At 66.5% G+C, this 14449-nt stretch carries 16 protein-coding genes; 8 read left to right on the top strand and 8 right to left on the bottom strand.

Annotation, left to right across the window (positions count from 1 at the left end):
- Positions 1–250 precede the first annotated feature (250 nt).
- On the bottom strand, positions 251–610 hold the full coding sequence (locus EKL94_RS16705; RefSeq protein WP_005407745.1) for a DUF1428 domain-containing protein: 360 nt from the start codon (positions 608–610) through the stop codon (positions 251–253).
- A gap of 283 nt (positions 611–893) precedes the next feature.
- Between EKL94_RS16705 and EKL94_RS16700 the strand changes: the two genes are divergently transcribed.
- Positions 894–1466: an OmpO family porin gene (locus tag EKL94_RS16700; RefSeq protein ID WP_032130335.1), complete on the top strand. Its 573-nt coding sequence runs from the start codon at positions 894–896 to the stop codon at positions 1464–1466.
- A 190-nt stretch (positions 1467–1656) separates the two neighbouring features.
- Positions 1657–2328 (top strand): response regulator transcription factor, encoded by a 672-nt coding sequence (locus EKL94_RS16695; RefSeq protein ID WP_126929941.1) that lies wholly within the window; start codon positions 1657–1659, stop codon positions 2326–2328.
- A gap of 7 nt (positions 2329–2335) precedes the next feature.
- Here EKL94_RS16695 and EKL94_RS16690 read toward each other — a convergent pair whose 3' ends face one another.
- Positions 2336–2725, bottom strand: coding sequence for a DUF6165 family protein (locus EKL94_RS16690; RefSeq protein ID WP_026347234.1), 390 nt, complete (start codon positions 2723–2725; stop codon positions 2336–2338).
- 178 nt (positions 2726–2903) lie between these two features.
- On the opposite strand from EKL94_RS16690, the gene EKL94_RS16685 reads away from it, so the two are divergent.
- Positions 2904–3602, top strand: coding sequence for a TorF family putative porin (locus tag EKL94_RS16685; RefSeq protein ID WP_126929940.1), 699 nt, complete (start codon positions 2904–2906; stop codon positions 3600–3602).
- Here the strand turns inward: EKL94_RS16685 and EKL94_RS16680 are convergent.
- On the bottom strand, positions 3599–4747 hold the full coding sequence (locus EKL94_RS16680) for an MFS transporter (protein WP_440087520.1): 1149 nt from the start codon (positions 4745–4747) through the stop codon (positions 3599–3601). The two genes, EKL94_RS16685 and EKL94_RS16680, sit on opposite strands and share 4 nt — an antisense overlap.
- 143 nt (positions 4748–4890) lie before the next feature.
- On the opposite strand from EKL94_RS16680, the gene EKL94_RS16675 reads away from it, so the two are divergent.
- Positions 4891–5778 (top strand): LysR family transcriptional regulator, encoded by an 888-nt coding sequence (locus EKL94_RS16675; RefSeq protein WP_126929938.1) that lies wholly within the window; start codon positions 4891–4893, stop codon positions 5776–5778.
- On the opposite strand, the gene EKL94_RS16670 is transcribed toward EKL94_RS16675, so the two are convergent.
- Complete coding sequence (locus tag EKL94_RS16670) at positions 5747–6214, bottom strand: YehS family protein (protein ID WP_126929937.1); 468 nt, start codon at positions 6212–6214, stop codon at positions 5747–5749. The genes EKL94_RS16675 and EKL94_RS16670 overlap by 32 nt on opposite strands.
- A gap of 115 nt (positions 6215–6329) precedes the next feature.
- On the opposite strand from EKL94_RS16670, the gene EKL94_RS16665 reads away from it, so the two are divergent.
- Positions 6330–7082, top strand: a complete 753-nt coding sequence (locus tag EKL94_RS16665) for an SDR family NAD(P)-dependent oxidoreductase (protein WP_126929936.1) — start codon at positions 6330–6332, stop codon at positions 7080–7082.
- Positions 7083–7202: 120 nt separating this feature from the next.
- Here EKL94_RS16665 and EKL94_RS16660 read toward each other — a convergent pair whose 3' ends face one another.
- From EKL94_RS16660 to radC, 3 genes are all read right to left on the bottom strand, one after another.
- Positions 7203–8105, bottom strand: coding sequence for an SPOR domain-containing protein (locus EKL94_RS16660; RefSeq protein WP_126929935.1), 903 nt, complete (start codon positions 8103–8105; stop codon positions 7203–7205).
- 21 nt (positions 8106–8126) lie between these two features.
- Positions 8127–9815 carry an arginine--tRNA ligase gene (gene argS, locus EKL94_RS16655; RefSeq protein ID WP_126929934.1) on the bottom strand — a complete coding sequence of 563 codons (1689 nt, stop codon included), beginning with the start codon at positions 9813–9815 and terminating at the stop codon, positions 8127–8129.
- A 114-nt stretch (positions 9816–9929) separates the two neighbouring features.
- Entirely contained in the window at positions 9930–10634 is a 705-nt protein-coding gene (gene radC / locus EKL94_RS16650; protein ID WP_049448728.1) for a RadC family protein, read from the bottom strand.
- 151 nt (positions 10635–10785) lie between these two features.
- Between radC and EKL94_RS16645 the strand changes: the two genes are divergently transcribed.
- Positions 10786–11841, top strand: coding sequence for a hypothetical protein (locus EKL94_RS16645; protein WP_126929933.1), 1056 nt, complete (start codon positions 10786–10788; stop codon positions 11839–11841).
- Between the two features lie 11 nt (positions 11842–11852).
- Here EKL94_RS16645 and EKL94_RS16640 read toward each other — a convergent pair whose 3' ends face one another.
- Positions 11853–12479: a response regulator gene (locus EKL94_RS16640; protein WP_126929932.1), complete on the bottom strand. Its 627-nt coding sequence runs from the start codon at positions 12477–12479 to the stop codon at positions 11853–11855.
- A gap of 228 nt (positions 12480–12707) precedes the next feature.
- Between EKL94_RS16640 and coaBC the strand changes: the two genes are divergently transcribed.
- On the top strand, positions 12708–13970 hold the full coding sequence (coaBC, locus tag EKL94_RS16635) for a bifunctional phosphopantothenoylcysteine decarboxylase/phosphopantothenate--cysteine ligase CoaBC (RefSeq protein ID WP_126929931.1): 1263 nt from the start codon (positions 12708–12710) through the stop codon (positions 13968–13970).
- Positions 13967–14440: a dUTP diphosphatase gene (dut, locus tag EKL94_RS16630; protein WP_005420510.1), complete on the top strand. Its 474-nt coding sequence runs from the start codon at positions 13967–13969 to the stop codon at positions 14438–14440. The genes coaBC and dut overlap by 4 nt, the downstream gene beginning before the upstream one ends.
- Positions 14441–14449 lie beyond the last annotated feature (9 nt).

The following is a 14449-nucleotide window of genomic DNA, read 5'->3' as shown; positions in this document are numbered from 1 at the left end:
GGGGTTTTCGTATTTCTGGTTGTTTATATTTATTATTGGGCGGTATGTTGATGTGGCAGATATATGCACATACATCGACAGCATATCGTTTTTTTGTTACGTGTACAGGCCAACCCCGAAATCCAACCGCGTAAGGTCGTCGGCAGCGTCAGATGTGTAAAAGGGACAGGGCATGGCCGGCGCCGCACTGGGCGCCGGCCATGCCTCCGCCAGCGATGAAACGGACGCGCGCTGAGCACGTCCGCCCGGTTCAGCGGGTCAGTTCGTAGATCGGCACGAAGCCGCCGTAGATCATCCGCGCGCCGTCGAACGGCATCGGATTCGTCGCCGGATCAAACCTTGGGTCTTCCATCATCTTCTTCATGCCGGCGTCGCGGGTCGGCTTGTCCGGCCACTCGATCCAGGAAAACACCACCGTCTCATCCGGCGTGGCTTTCACCGCGCCGAAAAAGTCGGTGGTCTTGCCGTGCGGTACGTCGTCACCCCAGCACTCGACCACGCGCAGCGCGCCGTACTCGATGAAAACGGGATCCCCTGTGCGTGCATGGGCGAGGAACTTCTCTTTGTTGGCGGTGGGCACCGCCAGGACGAAACCATCGATGTAGCTCATTGCCTGCCTCCGGATGGACCGTGCCGCATGCACGGCCTTCAAGTACCCGACGAACCAGGGCGCCGTGGATCGACAATCCAGTGGCGCACGTTCGTTGTAGCCGATGAAATGCACGCGCGCCGCGCGCGTATGCCAGAGACAGCCTGAATCAAGCCAAAAAATTCAGCAATGCGAAGACCGCCGTTTTCAGGGAGCGTTGTGGCGAATAACGGAGAATTTACATTCCCGATGCGATGGCGCCCTGGCGCTGCTGCACACCATAAGAAAGTAAAGGTGTACCCCCATGAAGAATTCGCTGATTGCTCTGGCTCTGGCCGCTGCCCTGCCGTTCACCGCCTCGGCTGCTGAGAACCTGTCGTACAACTACGCCGAAGCCGACTACGCCAAGACCGACATCGACGCGTTCAAGGCCGACGGCTGGGGCGTGAAGGGTTCGTACGGCTTCCTGCCGAACTTCCACGCTTTCGGTGAGTACAGCCGTCAGGAAATCGACCACACCAACATCAAGCTGGACCAGTGGAAGATCGGCGCCGGCTACAACGTTGAAATCGCTCCGACCACCGACTTCGTTGCCCGCGTTGCTTACCAGAAGCGCGACCAGAAGCACGGCCTGGACTTCAACGGCTACAGCGCTGAAGCCGGTATCCGCACCGCCTTCGGTGCCCACGCCGAAGTCTACGGCATGGTCGGCTACGAAGATTTCTCGAAGAAGCACGGCATCAATCCGGAAGGCCAGTGGTACGGCCGCCTGGGTGGTCAGGTCAAGCTGAACCAGAACTGGGGCCTGAACGGCGAGCTGAAGATGAACCGCGACGGCGACAAGGAATACACCGTCGGCCCGCGCTTCAGCTGGTAACTGCTTCCTCGGCGCGCCTGCGCGCTGAAGATGCCTCGACAGGCCCGGCCCATGCCGGGCCTGTTGCGTTTCCGGCTGGGCAAACGCTACCTGACCGTGTCGCGGCAGAACGGTGGCATTGCAACGAATTGGATTCCGCAGGCGTCGGCTGCGCCCTAGGGTGAGTGGCCTGTTCTGCAGGAATGCAACGATGCCCACGTTTCCGTCGCCCCGCGATTCTCCCTGCCGCTTGTTGCTGCTGGATCCGCATCCGCTGTTGCGGCATGGCGTGCAGGAACTGCTGGCCCGGCAGACGGGCCTGCAGGTCGATGGAAGCTACGGCCGCAGCGGTGATCTGCTGCAGCGCCTGCAGCAGCAGGCCGCCGCGATCGATCTGCTGCTGGTTGACGCCTTGCCGATCGGTGACATCGGGGAAGGCCTGGAACTGCTGCGGCACGTATCACAACATTGGCCGGCAGTGCCGATCCTGGTGCTGTCCGCACACTGCAACGCGGGTGTCGTGTCCTTGACCCTGCAGGCCGGTGCGCGCGGATTCCTGTCCAAGGCCTGCGCGCCGCAGATGCTGCTGCGGGCAGTGAGCGTGGTTGCCCGAGGCGGGCGCTTCGTGCCGCCGGAGCTGCGTGCACAGTTGAACCTGTCCCGCCGGCAGCGCCAGCAGTCCATGCGTTCACCACGGTTGAGCACGCGCGAGCGCACCGTCCTGCAGTGGGTGCTGCGTGGCTGCAGCACCGGCGAGATGGCACGCCGCAGTGGGCGTGCAGCCAGCACCATCAGCACGCAGAAGCGAGCGGCTTACCGCAAGCTGGGCATCCGCAACGATGGCGAGCTGTTCCGCTTCCGCCATCTGATCGACGCTGATTGAGGCGGCGTTACTCGCCCTGGTACTGCTTTTCTTCCACCAGGGCCGAACCGGCCACGCGGTTGATCTCGTTCTTCACCTGCACGCGCTCGCCATTGGTGCCATAGACACCGCGTGCCAGCTGGATGAAGGCATCGTCGAACACCTGGGCCGCTTCCTTGTCGCGCAGCTGGTCCTGGATGTCCCACATGCGCTCGTTGATCGCCTTCAGCTGCTGCTTCAGCACGGCCAGCGCCGGCTGAGCCTGCAGCTGCTGCTGCAGCAACGGCAGCAGGCCGTCCAGCTCGGTGCGCACGTTGCTCAGCTTGGCCGCATCGTCGATGCGCTCGGCCTTGATCTCGAGAATGGTGATCTTGTCGATCAGCTCGCCGATCGATACCGGGGTCAGGATGGCGTCCACGCGGTTGGTTCCTGGAAACAGGGCGCCATGATACCGCGCGGCCGGCATGTGGCCGCAGTCCACGGGATTTACGCCGAATTTGCGCCACGGGCCCGGCAGCACCCTCGATCCGTTACGGCCACCGCCTCGACACTGCGTTCCCGGCGGCGTGACCGCCTTCGACGAGGAACACAGTGCAGTGAACAGCAAGGGAATGATGGCGGCGGTGGTGGCCGCCCTGGCAGGGCTGCTCGGTATCGGCACCGCCCAGGCACAGGTGCAGGTCAGTGGCAGTGCCGCATTGACCAGCGATTACGTGTGGCGCGGCAGCTCGCAGAGCGACGGCGACCCAGCGGTGCAGGCGGGCGCGAAGGTCTCGATCCCATCGGGCTGGTACGCCAGCGTGTGGGGGTCCAACGTTTCGTTCAAGCCGGACAATGGCGCGCGCAGCGAGTTCGACCTGGTGGCAGGCTGGTCCGGCGCACTGGCGCCGGACTGGACCCTGGATGCCAACCTGACCCGCTACGTGTACCCGGGCACCGGCCGCGCGCTGGACTGGACCGAGCTCAATACCACCGTGACCTGGAAGCAGCGCGCCTGGTTGCAGGTCGCGCATTCCAGCGATGCACTGGCCGGCGGCCATCGCGGCACCTATGCCCAGCTGGGCGTGCGTGTGCCGCTGCATGAACGCTTCCGCCTGGAAGCGGCGGTGGGCCAGTACTGGCTGGCCACCGCGCAGGGTCCGGATTACCTGCATGGCCAGCTCAGTGCCATCGCCTCGCTGACCCCGGCATGGGAACTGCGCGCCACCGTGCATGACACCGACAGTGCGGCCAAGCGCCTGTTCCCGGGCAATGCCGGTGGGCGGTGGGAGCTGGCGCTGCAAGGCAGCTTCTAGTCGGCCAGCGACGCCTGGCGCGCGCGCAGCGCGCCGGGCAGCCACAGCAGCAGGGCCAGCACGGCCACCGCAGCACCGGCCACGCAGACGCCGGTCCAGCCGAAGCGCTGGTAGACCTGCGCCGACAGCAGCGAACCCAGCGAACCGCCGATGAAGTAACCGGTCATGTAGCCAGCATTGAGGCGGTTGCGCGCCGCCGGTTGCAGTGCGTAGATCAGGTTCTGGTTACTGACGTGCAGCAGCTGCGCGGCCAGGTCCAGCACCACCACGCCGACCAGCAGCGCCAGCAGCGAGTGTGCCGACAGCCCCAACGGCAGCCACGAGAGCAGCAACAGCATCAGTGCGATGGCGGTAGCACGTCCGGTCTGGCCGCGATCGGACATGCGGCCGGCCAGGCCGGCCGCCAGCGTACCGGCCGCGCCCACCAGTCCGAACAGGCCGATGGTGGCATCGCTGTAGGCGTAGGGCGGTTGTGCCAGCAGGAAAGCCAGTGGCGTCCAGAAGATCGCGAACATGGCGAAGCTGCAGGCGCCCAGCAGGGTGCGCTGGCGCAGCACCGGCTCCTGCACGAACAGCTCGCCGATCGAGCGCAGCAATGCGAAGTAGCCAAGGCCGGCGCTGTGGTGGAATCGCGGCAGGCCGCGCTGCAGCGCCAGCGCGGTCAGCACCAGGGTGCCGGCGGCGATCGCATACACCAGGCGCCAGTCGCCCAGGCTGGAAAGCAGTCCGGCCACGGTGCGCGCCAGCAGGATGCCCAGCAGCAGGCCACTCATCAACGTGCCGACCACGCGACCGCGATGTTCCGGCGCGGCCAGCGTAGCGGCGAACGGCACCAGCACCTGTGCCACCACCGAGAACAGGCCGGTGATCGCCGTGCCGACCAGCAACCAGGTCAGCGACGGTGCACAGGCGCTGATCACCAGCCCGCCCGCCGACAGCAGGCTCATTACCACGATCAGGCGGCGGCGTTCGAACAGGTCACCCAGCGGCACCAGCAGGATCAGTCCGGCGGCATAGCTCAGCTGTGCGGCGGTGACCACCATGCCGACCTGGCCGAATGGCACACCGAAGGCATCGGCAATGGTGTGCAGCAGTGGCTGCGCATAGTAGTTGCTGGCCACGGCCACGCCGGTAGCCACCGACATCAGCAGCACCTGCCAGCGGTGCAGAGGGGGGAGGGACGGACTCACGCGGTATTCCACAAAGCGGGATGCACAGTGTCCGCCTGCTGCGGCCATGATGGAAATGAATCATCATCATCCATGCCATCTGGAAACGAGATAATTGGATGAATCTCAAACAGCTCGAATTTGCCGTCGCCCTGGCCGAAGAGGGCAATTTCACCCGCGCCGCCGAACGCTGCCATGTGGTGCAGTCCGCGTTGAGCCACCAGATTGCCTACCTGGAGCAGGAACTGGGCACGCCCCTGTTCGAGCGCCTGCCGCGTCAGGTGCGGGCGACGGCAGCGGGTGAAGCGCTGCTGGTGCACGCTCGCCAGGTGCTGGTCAGCCTGCGCCACCTGCGCGCCGACGTGGCCGCGGTCAGTGGTGAGGTGCGTGGTCTGCTGGCGATCGGGCAGATCTCCTCGCTGACCGATATCGATGTGGTGGCGATGCTGGCTGCTTTTCAGCAGGCGCATCCGCAGGTGGAGTTCCAGCTGCGGGTGGACAAGAGCGAGGACCTGATCGCGCAGGTGCAGTCGCGTGACCTGGATGTGGCGCTGGTCGGGTTGTCACCCTCGGCCGGCCTGGACGGGGTCTGCCACCAGATGCTGCAGGAAGAAGACCTGGTGGCGGTGCTGGCGCCGTCGCACCGCTTGGCCCGGCGCAAGCGGCTGCCATTGATCGAACTGCAGGACGAGGCGCTGGTCGACTTCCCACGCGGCACCGGTGCGCGGCGGCAGACCGACGATGCCTTCGCCGCCGCTGGCCTGCCGCATACGGTGCGCTTCGAGGTCAATCTGATGGAACTGATCGAGCGCTTCGTCCGCCATGGGCTGGCGGTTGGCATCGTGCCAGCGTTGATCGCCGAAGGCTTCCAGGGGGTGGTGCAGATTCCGCTGCAGCCAACCCCGACCCGCCGCGTGCACCTGGTCTGGCAGCGGCTGCCGACACCTGCGGCGCGGGCGTTCGTCGAGGCCGTGCTCAGCCGCGCAGGCGCAGGCTCAGGCCCTTGAGGAAGTTGCGCAGCATCTGGTCCAGGCAACGCCGGTAGTTGGTGTGGCCGGGCTGGCGGAACAGCGCGCCGACTTCCGACTTGGAGACGTTGAAACCGGCGCTGGCGAAGATCTCCATCAGATCGACGTCGCGCAGCTGGAACGCCACGCGCAGCTTCTTCAGCACCAGGTTGTTGTCGATGTGGGTTTCCACCGCGCGCTGCGGCTGGCTCTCGTCGCGACCGCGCAGGTGCACGATCAGGCCGTCGAGGAAGTGCGCCAGCGCGCTGTCGCTCATCGCTTCGAAACCGGCTTCGTCCTCGCGGCGCAGCCAGGCCTTCACCTGCTCGGGATCCACGGCGAAGGCCGGGTCGGCCATCTGGCACAGGGTGACCACGTGGTGGTCGCCCAGGTCCAGGGAGTAGCGCACGCTGCGCAGGACATCGTTGTTGATCATGGCCCAATTGTACCGGTCACCCCGGCAGGCGGGGCCGGACCTGGCCGATCAGGCAACGCAACCCCCGGCCGACGGTGCCAGAATGGGGGTCTGGTTTTCCCCCTGGAGTTGCCTGATGACCCGCACTGTCCTGATTACCGGCGCCACGTCCGGCTTCGGCGCCGCCGCCGTCCACCGCTTCGCCCAGGCGGGCTGGAAGGTGATCGCCACCGGCCGCCGCGCTGAACGCCTGCAGCCGCTGGTCGCGCGCTACGGCAAGGACGTGGTGCATGCCGCCGCCTTCGACATCCGCGATCCGGTTGCGATGGAAGCGGCGTTGCTGGCACTGCCGCCGGCCTTCGGCGAGATCGATCTGCTGGTCAACAACGCCGGCCTGGCGCAGGGCACCGCGCCGGCACAGAGCGCCAAGTTGTCGGACTGGACCACGATGATCGACACCAACATCACCGCGCTGGTGACCCTGACCCACCGCCTGCTGCCGCAGCTGGTGGAGCGCAAGGGCGCGATCATCAATATTTCGTCGGTGGCCGGCGTCTACCCGTACCCGGGTGGCAACGCCTACGGTGGCACCAAGGCTTTCGTCAGCCAGTTCTCGCTGGGTCTGCGTTCGGACCTGCACGGCACCGGCGTGCGCGTGACCACGATCGAGCCGGGCATGGCCGAAACCGAGTTCACCGTGGTGCGTACCCATGGCGACCAGGCTGCGTCGGACAAGCTCTATACCGGCGCCAACCCGATGACCGCCGAAGACATCGCCGAACAGATCTTCTGGGTGGCCAGCCTGCCGCCGCACCTGAACATCAATCGCCTGGAACTGATGCCGGTCAGCCAGTCGTTCGCTGGTTTCCAGGTCGCCCGCGAGGGCTGATGGCCGTTTGTAGAGTCGAGCTTGCTCGACTGTTGTTCTACCCCCAGTCGAGCAAGCTCGACTTTACAGAAACAAAAAAAAGCCGGGCAATGCCCGGCTTTTTCATTCACAGCGACAGGCTTACTGCGCCTTGATCGCCATCGCCTGCAGGCCGGTGCCATCCAGCTTCTGCTTGGCTTCGGACAACTCGCCGGCACTGCCATACGGCCCCATGCGCACGCGGTACACGGTCTTGCCGTTGATCTGCGCCGATTCCACGCGTGCCGCCAGGCCCATCATCGCCAGCTTGGCCTTGGTCGCTTCGGCATCGCCGGAGGCACCGAACGCACCTGCCTGCAGGATGTAGCGGGCGTTGTCGGCGGCAGCCGGTGCAGCAGCGGCCGGGGTACTGGCCGCGGTCGGCGGGGTTTCCGCACGCGCCGCCGGAGTGGCAGCGGCGGTGCTGGTCGACGCCGTCGGCGTGCTGGCCGGAGGCGTTGCGGCAGCCGGGCGTTCGCTAAGCGGTGCCGGCAGCGGACGGCTGGTGGCGGTTACCGGTGCGGTGCTGGCCACGCTGGCGGTTGCCGTCGGTGCCGGCGCAGCGGCTGCGGCCGGAACCGGCTTGCCTTCCAGTGCCGCCTGCGCGCGCTGCGCTTCGGCCTTGGCCCGGCGCTGGTCTTCGGCACGCGCGCTGGCGGCCAGTTCGGCGTCGGACATTTCAACTTCCTTGCCCGGCAGCAGGGTGTAGAAGTCGTACTGGGTGGCGGCCGGCTTTTCCGGTTCGGCCGGCTTCGGCGTGGCCGGCTGCGCGGCCGGCTGGGTGCCGACATCGCTGTCGGCATCCGCGACCGGGGCCGGCTGCGCGTTCGGGTTCGGCTGCGGACCGGCGCGAAGGAAGCCATCGCCTTCGCCCTTGAACAGGTTCGGCGCCGCCAGGAACACCACGGCCGCAATCGCCACGCCAGCGACCAGCCACACCCATCCGGGTGTGCCCTGGCTGCTGCTGTTGCGTCGTGCCTGGTTTTTGCCGCGTCGTGCTGCCATGTGTACTGCGTCTCCTGATGCTTACATTTTTTCCGGGGCGCTGACGCCCAGGAGTTCGAGGCCGTTGGCCAGCACCTGGCGCGCGGCGCAGGCCAGGGTCAGTTTGGCGTTGCGATCAGCGGCATCTTCCACCAGCACCGGCGTCCCGTGATACCACGTGTGGAACGCGTGCGCCAATTCACGCAGGTACTGCGCCACCAGATGCGGTTCCATCGCCACGCCGGCTGTCTCCACCACTTCCGGGTACCGCGAGATCTCGTTCATCAGCAGCAGCGAAGCGTCGTCGGCCAGGCGGCCGAGGTTGGCCAGGCCATTGCCCTGTTCGTACACCAGGCCCTTCTCCTGCGCCTGGCGCAGCAGGCTGCAGACGCGGGCGTGCGCGTACTGCACGTAGAACACCGGGTTGTCGTTGCTCTGCTGGCGGGCCAGGTCGATGTCGAAGGTCAGCTGCGAATCGGGCTTGCGCGCGATCAGGAACCAGCGGGTGGCATCGCGGCCGGCTTCCTCGATCAGGTCGCGCAGGGTGAAGTAGCTGCCGGCACGCTTGGACAGCTTCACTTCCTCGCCGCCACGCATGACGGTGACCATCTGGTGCAGCACGTATTCCGGCCAGCCCTGCGGGATGCCCACTTCCATCGCCTGCAGGCCGGCGCGCACGCGTGCCAGCGAGCCGTGGTGATCGGCACCCAGCTCGGTGATTGCACGCTCGTAGCCGCGCTGCCACTTGGACAGGTGGTAGGCCACGTCGGGCACGAAGTAGGTGAAGGTGCCGTCGGACTTGCGCATCACGCGGTCCTTGTCGTCACCGAAGTCGGTGCTGCGCAGCCACAGCGCGCCACCTTCTTCATAGGTATGACCCGACGCCTGTAGCTTGGCCACCGCTTCGGCTACCTTGCCGTCGGCGTACAGCGAGCTTTCCAGGAAATAGATGTCGAAGTCGACGCCGAACGCGGCCAGGTCCAGGTTCTGCTCGTTGCGCAGGTAGGCCACGGCGAAGCGGCGGATCGCCTGCATGTCGTCCGGGTCCTTGGCGCCGACCACGGTGCTGCCTTCCAGGTCGACGCTGGCGCCGGCCATGTAGGCGCGGGCGACGTCGGCGATGTACTCACCGCGGTAGCCACCTTCCGGCCAGCCGTCCTGGTCCGGCGCGATGCCCTTGATCCGCGCCTGGGTGGACAGCGCCAGGTTCTCGATCTGCACGCCGGCGTCGTTGTAGTAGAACTCGCGCTTGGCGTTCCAGCCGTTCGCATCGAGCACGCGTGCCACGCAGTCGCCGATCGCCGCCGCGCGGCCATGGCCGACATGCAGCGGGCCGGTCGGGTTGGCCGACACGTACTCCACGCCCACCGTGCGGCCATTGCCGGACAGGTTGCGGCCATAGTCGTGGGCTTCCTTGATGACCGAGGCGGCTTCGCGCTGGTACGCGGCGGGGGCCAGGTGGAAGTTGATGAAGCCGGGGCCGGCGATCTCGACCTTGCTGACGTCCTCGCTGCGCGGCAACGCTTCGACCAGCGCCTGTGCCAGTGCGCGCGGATTGCTGCGCGCGGCCTTGGCCAGCAGCATCGCGGCGTTGGTGGCGAAGTCGCCGTGGTCGCGGGTCTTCGGGCGCTCGACCACGAAGTCCGGCGGCAGGGAGTCGGCGGGCAGGGTGCCATTGGCGCGCAAGGCTTCGATGCCTTGGCTGATCAGGGCGCGGAGGAGATTTTTCACGAGGCCTGCTGTGAGAATGAGCGGCGGAATCGCCCATTTTAGCGCAGATACCCGCGCCCACGCTGACCAGAACATGCCTGTGGGGGCGGCCGATGGCCCCTGAAGGGGCCGCCCTCAGCCGAACAGGCGTGGCTGGGGCGGGGACAGCAGGCCCCGTTCAGCAAATGAAACGGGACGGCCCTCGCCCACCACGAAGTGGTCCAGCAGGCGCACGTCCACCATCGCCAGGGCCTGCTGCAGTTCGTCGGTGATGCGGGTATCGGCGCTGGAGGGTTCCGGGTCGCCGGAAGGGTGGTTGTGGCTGAGGATCACCGCCGCCGCGTTGTGCAGCAGGGCGCGCCGCACCACTTCGCGGGGGTAGACCGGTGCGGCGTTGATGGTGCCGTGGAACAGTTCCTCGCAGGCGATCAGGCGGTGGCGGTTGTCCAGGAACAGGGCCATGAAGATTTCCCGGGCCTGCCCCCGCAGGCGGTGCTGCAGATAGCGGCCGACCGCAGCCGGGTTGTTGCCGACCGCTTCGCCGTGTTCCAGCTCGGCGGCCAGGTAGCGGTGGGCCAGTTCCAGCCCGGCAGCCAGCGTACAGCTGCGCGCCGGGCCCAGACCGGGCAGGCGGGCCAGCTCCCGCGCGGGGCGATCGAGCAGCACCCGCAACGGGCCATGCGCCTGCAGCAGGTCGCGCGCGGTCTGCACGGCATCGCGGCCACCGAACCCGGAGCCGAGAAACAGGGCCAGCAGTTCGGCGTCGGAAAGTGATGTGGGCCCGCGCGCGATCAGCTTCTCGCGGGGGCGTTCCTGTTCGGGCCAGTCGTGGATGGGCATGGCCCCAATCCTGGACGTTTGGCCCCACCACCGAAATCAGGAAACCGGGATGAGAGGGGTCAGTCGATGCCTACCAGGCAGATTTGCAACAAACTTCAATGGATCCACTGATCGCCTTCTCTAGACTTCAACGGTGTGCTTAGGAGACCCGATGAAGCGACTTTCCCTGATCCTGATTCTTTCAACCTCGATGCTGCCTGGTCCGGCGGGGGCTGGGGACGCTGCGGCGACCTACGAGGAACTGCCCTCGTTGGCCAACAGCGGAGTTGCCGTCGTGGCGGCAAGCTTCGATGGCGCTGTACTGGCGGGGACTGGGCGTCGCGGATGCTGCTTCTCGCAGGCATTCCGATGGTCCCGTCAGGATGGCGTCCGTTGGCTGTCACCGCGGAACGAGGCAGAGGACAGTTCGGCTCGGGCAATCAGCAGGGATGGTCAGATCATCCTGGTGGAGACCCGAATCTCGACCGCGATGCAGGTTCTCCGCTGGTTGCGTGGGGGCGAACGGGTTGCGGTTACCCCGGTCAGTGAATCCCACCAAGGCCTGGCGATGAACGCTGATGGGACAGTCGTCGGGGGAGCGCAGTACCTTTACCACTCACCGGATAGCGAGCAGCCCTACCTGTGGAGCGAGGCAGGGGGCTATCGCATTCTTCCGGCGCCTGAAGGAGCCGACGGTACACGTCCTACCCATTTCGACCCGGATCCGGCTGTCATCCATGGCATTTTCTTTGTCGACGGGCCTGAACCAGGCGATCCCGCGATGCCCATGCGGATCCGGTGGCGAAACGATGAAATCGACCCTGCCTCGCTTGTCCCCATGCCGGATGACACGCTCCAGATTGGTCAGATCGCCTCGGAGCAGTCGCTCCAGGCCGCAGGGATCGATCGCTACGAGCCAATGTCGATCGTGTGGATGGATCTGCAGGGCGGAATCCTGCTGGGAAGCGAGCCGTTTTCGAATCAGGCACTGATTTGGACGCGCAGCAATGGCGTGTGTCGTCTGCAAGACTGGCTGCGGGCACTTCCTGTGGAGCTCCCTGAAGATACCCGTTGGGAGGGCTCTCTGGTCAGCCCGGACGGACGCGTGTTGGTTGGCCTTGGGCACCGCAAGGGAGGCGAGGAGCAGGTTCCCTGGCGGGTATTGTCGGAGGTGCCCTTGGCAGACATTGTCCTTTCTGCCCCTGGTTGCGCCGCTCCCGCTGGCTGAGTCCCAATGCCCTAACCGCGCCGGGTCTGCAGGTAGTCGAACAGTTCCTGGTTGTTCTGCAGGCCCAGCTTGCGCTTGGCTTCGGCCTTCTGCCGGCTGATGGTCTTCGGGCTGCGCCCACAGCGTTCGGCGACTTCGTTCACGTTGAGACCAGCCGCCAGCAGCTCCAGCACTTCCTGTTCACGTGCCGACAGCGGCGCCGGTTCGCGCGGAAACAGCAGGTCGCGCGCCTGGAGGTGGTGGCGCAGCTGCTGGGAGACGAATACCTGCCCGGCCAGTGCGGCGTTCAGTGCGTGGGGCAGCTCGGCGAAATCGGCGCACTTGTCGACCAGGCCACTGATGCCCTCCCGCAGCAGACCGTCCAGCAGGCCGGGATGGCGGGCGCCGGTCAGCACCACCACCGGCAGGCCAGGGCGGCGGATGCGCAGCGCGTCGATCAGCTCCGGACCGTCCGGGCCGGCACCCGGCATCGACAGGTCGGTCAGCACCGCATCGCAATCGTGGTGGTCCACCAGCTCCAGCAGCTGGGCGCCGTCACGCGCACTGCCGACGATGTCCATCAGGTAGGTCTGCAGCACGATACGGATGCCATGCAGGACCACGGGATGGTCGTCGGCGATGATGATGCGTGGATGCACGCGGCTCCTCGAAGGTCGAACAGGCCACGGCGGGCGGCAGCCAATGCCTGATTCTGCATAAGCGCAGACCCGTAGAGGTATAGGAAAGGTCCGAAACTGATACCGGGTGAATCCCGGATCAACGTAGGCGGACTCCATCTGCTGATAGCCGCCCGCTATGTGCGCCCTGCACCGGGACATTACCGACCATCGGGTAAGCTAGCGCCCTCGTTTGCACAGGAATTCCAGGTGGCTGACTCCCCCAACGCTTCCCCCGCGCCGGTGCGCGCGCTGGAAGGTCAGAAACTGCTGTTGTGCGTCGGAGGCGGGATCGCGGCCTACAAGAGCCTGGAGCTGGTACGGCGCCTGCGCGACGCCGGTGCCCAGGTGCAGGTGGCGATGACCGCCGGTGCCCAGCAGTTCGTCACTCCGCTCAGCTTCCAGGCCCTGTCCGGGCAGCCGACCCGCACCACGCTGTGGGACAGCGCCGCCGAACAGGCCATGGGCCACATCGAGCTGGCCCGCTGGGCCGACCGCATCGTGGTCGCTCCGGGGACCGCCGATCTGCTGGCACGGCTGGCCCAGGGCCACGCCGATGACCTGGTCAGCACCCTGTGCCTGGCCAGCACCGCGCCGTTGACCCTCTGCCCGGCGATGAACCACCGCATGTGGCTGCATCCGGCCACCCAGGCCAACATCGCCCTGCTGCGCCAGCGCGGCGCGCAGGTGATCGGCCCGGTCGACGGTCCGCTGGCCGAAGGCGAGTCCGGTCCGGGTCGTCTGGCCGAGCCCGGCGACATCGTGGCGGCGCTGGCCGCCAATGGCAGCAGTGCCGCGACCGTTGCCGCGCCGGAAACCCGCGCGCTGCAGGGCCTGCGCCTGCTGATCAGCGCCGGCCCGACCTATGAAGACATCGATCCGGTGCGCTACGTCGGCAACCGCAGTAGCGGCAAGATGGGCTTTGCCCTGGCCGCGGCCGCCGCGACGATGGGTGCCCAGGTGGTGCTGGTCAGCGGCCCGGTACAGCTGCCGACGCCACCCGGCGTGCAGCGTGTGGACGTGCGCTCGGCCGCGCAGATGCGCGATGCCGTGCTGAAGTCGTTGCCGGCCGACATCTATATCGGTGCTGCTGCAGTGTCCGACTACACGCCGCGCCAGGTCGCGCCGCAGAAGCTGAAGAAGACCGCCGAGAGCCAGTCGCTGGTGATCGAGCTGGTGCGCACGCCGGACATCCTTGCCGAAGTTGCCGCGCAGACGCAGTCGCTGAAGCTGGTGGTCGGCTTTGCCGCCGAAACCCACGACGTGGAGAAATACGCACGTGGCAAGCTGGTCGACAAGCGCCTGGACCTGGTGATCGCCAACCAGGTCGGCATCAGCGGCGGTGGTTTCGAGAGTGACAACAATGCCGCCACTGCCTTCTGGCAGGACGGTGAACAGGTATTCCCGGCCACCTCCAAGCGCGAGCTGGCCGAACAACTGCTGGCGCTGATCGCGCGGAGACTTCAGGCATGACCCAGGCTTCCCTTTCCCAACCGCTGCAGGTCAAGCTGCTCGATCCGCGCTTCGGCGACAGCTGGCCGCTGCCGGCCTATGCCACCGAAGCCAGCGCCGGCATGGACCTGCGCGCGGCGCTGGATACCGCGCTGACCCTGCAGCCGGGCGACACCGCGCTGGTGCCCAGCGGCCTGGCCATCCACATCGCCGACCCGAACCTGTGCGCGGTGATCCTGCCGCGTTCCGGGCTGGGCCATCGGCACGGCATCGTGCTCGGCAACGGTACCGGCCTGATCGACGCCGATTACCAGGGACCACTGCTGATCAGCGTCTGGAACCGTGGCCGTGAGGCCTTCACCATCGAGCCGGGCGATCGCATCGCGCAGCTGGTGGTCGTGCCGATTGCCCGCGTCAGCCTGCAGGTGGTGGATACTTTCACCGACAGCGTGCGGGGAACGGGTGGATTCGGCCATACCGGGGTGCGTTGACAGGGGACA

This window comes from Stenotrophomonas maltophilia, from assembly GCF_003970865.1.
Taxonomy (GTDB): Bacteria; Pseudomonadota; Gammaproteobacteria; order Xanthomonadales; family Xanthomonadaceae; genus Stenotrophomonas; species Stenotrophomonas maltophilia_AR.
The sequence above is the reverse complement of the archived record's forward strand: the minus strand, read 5'-3'. Positions and strand labels throughout refer to the sequence as shown.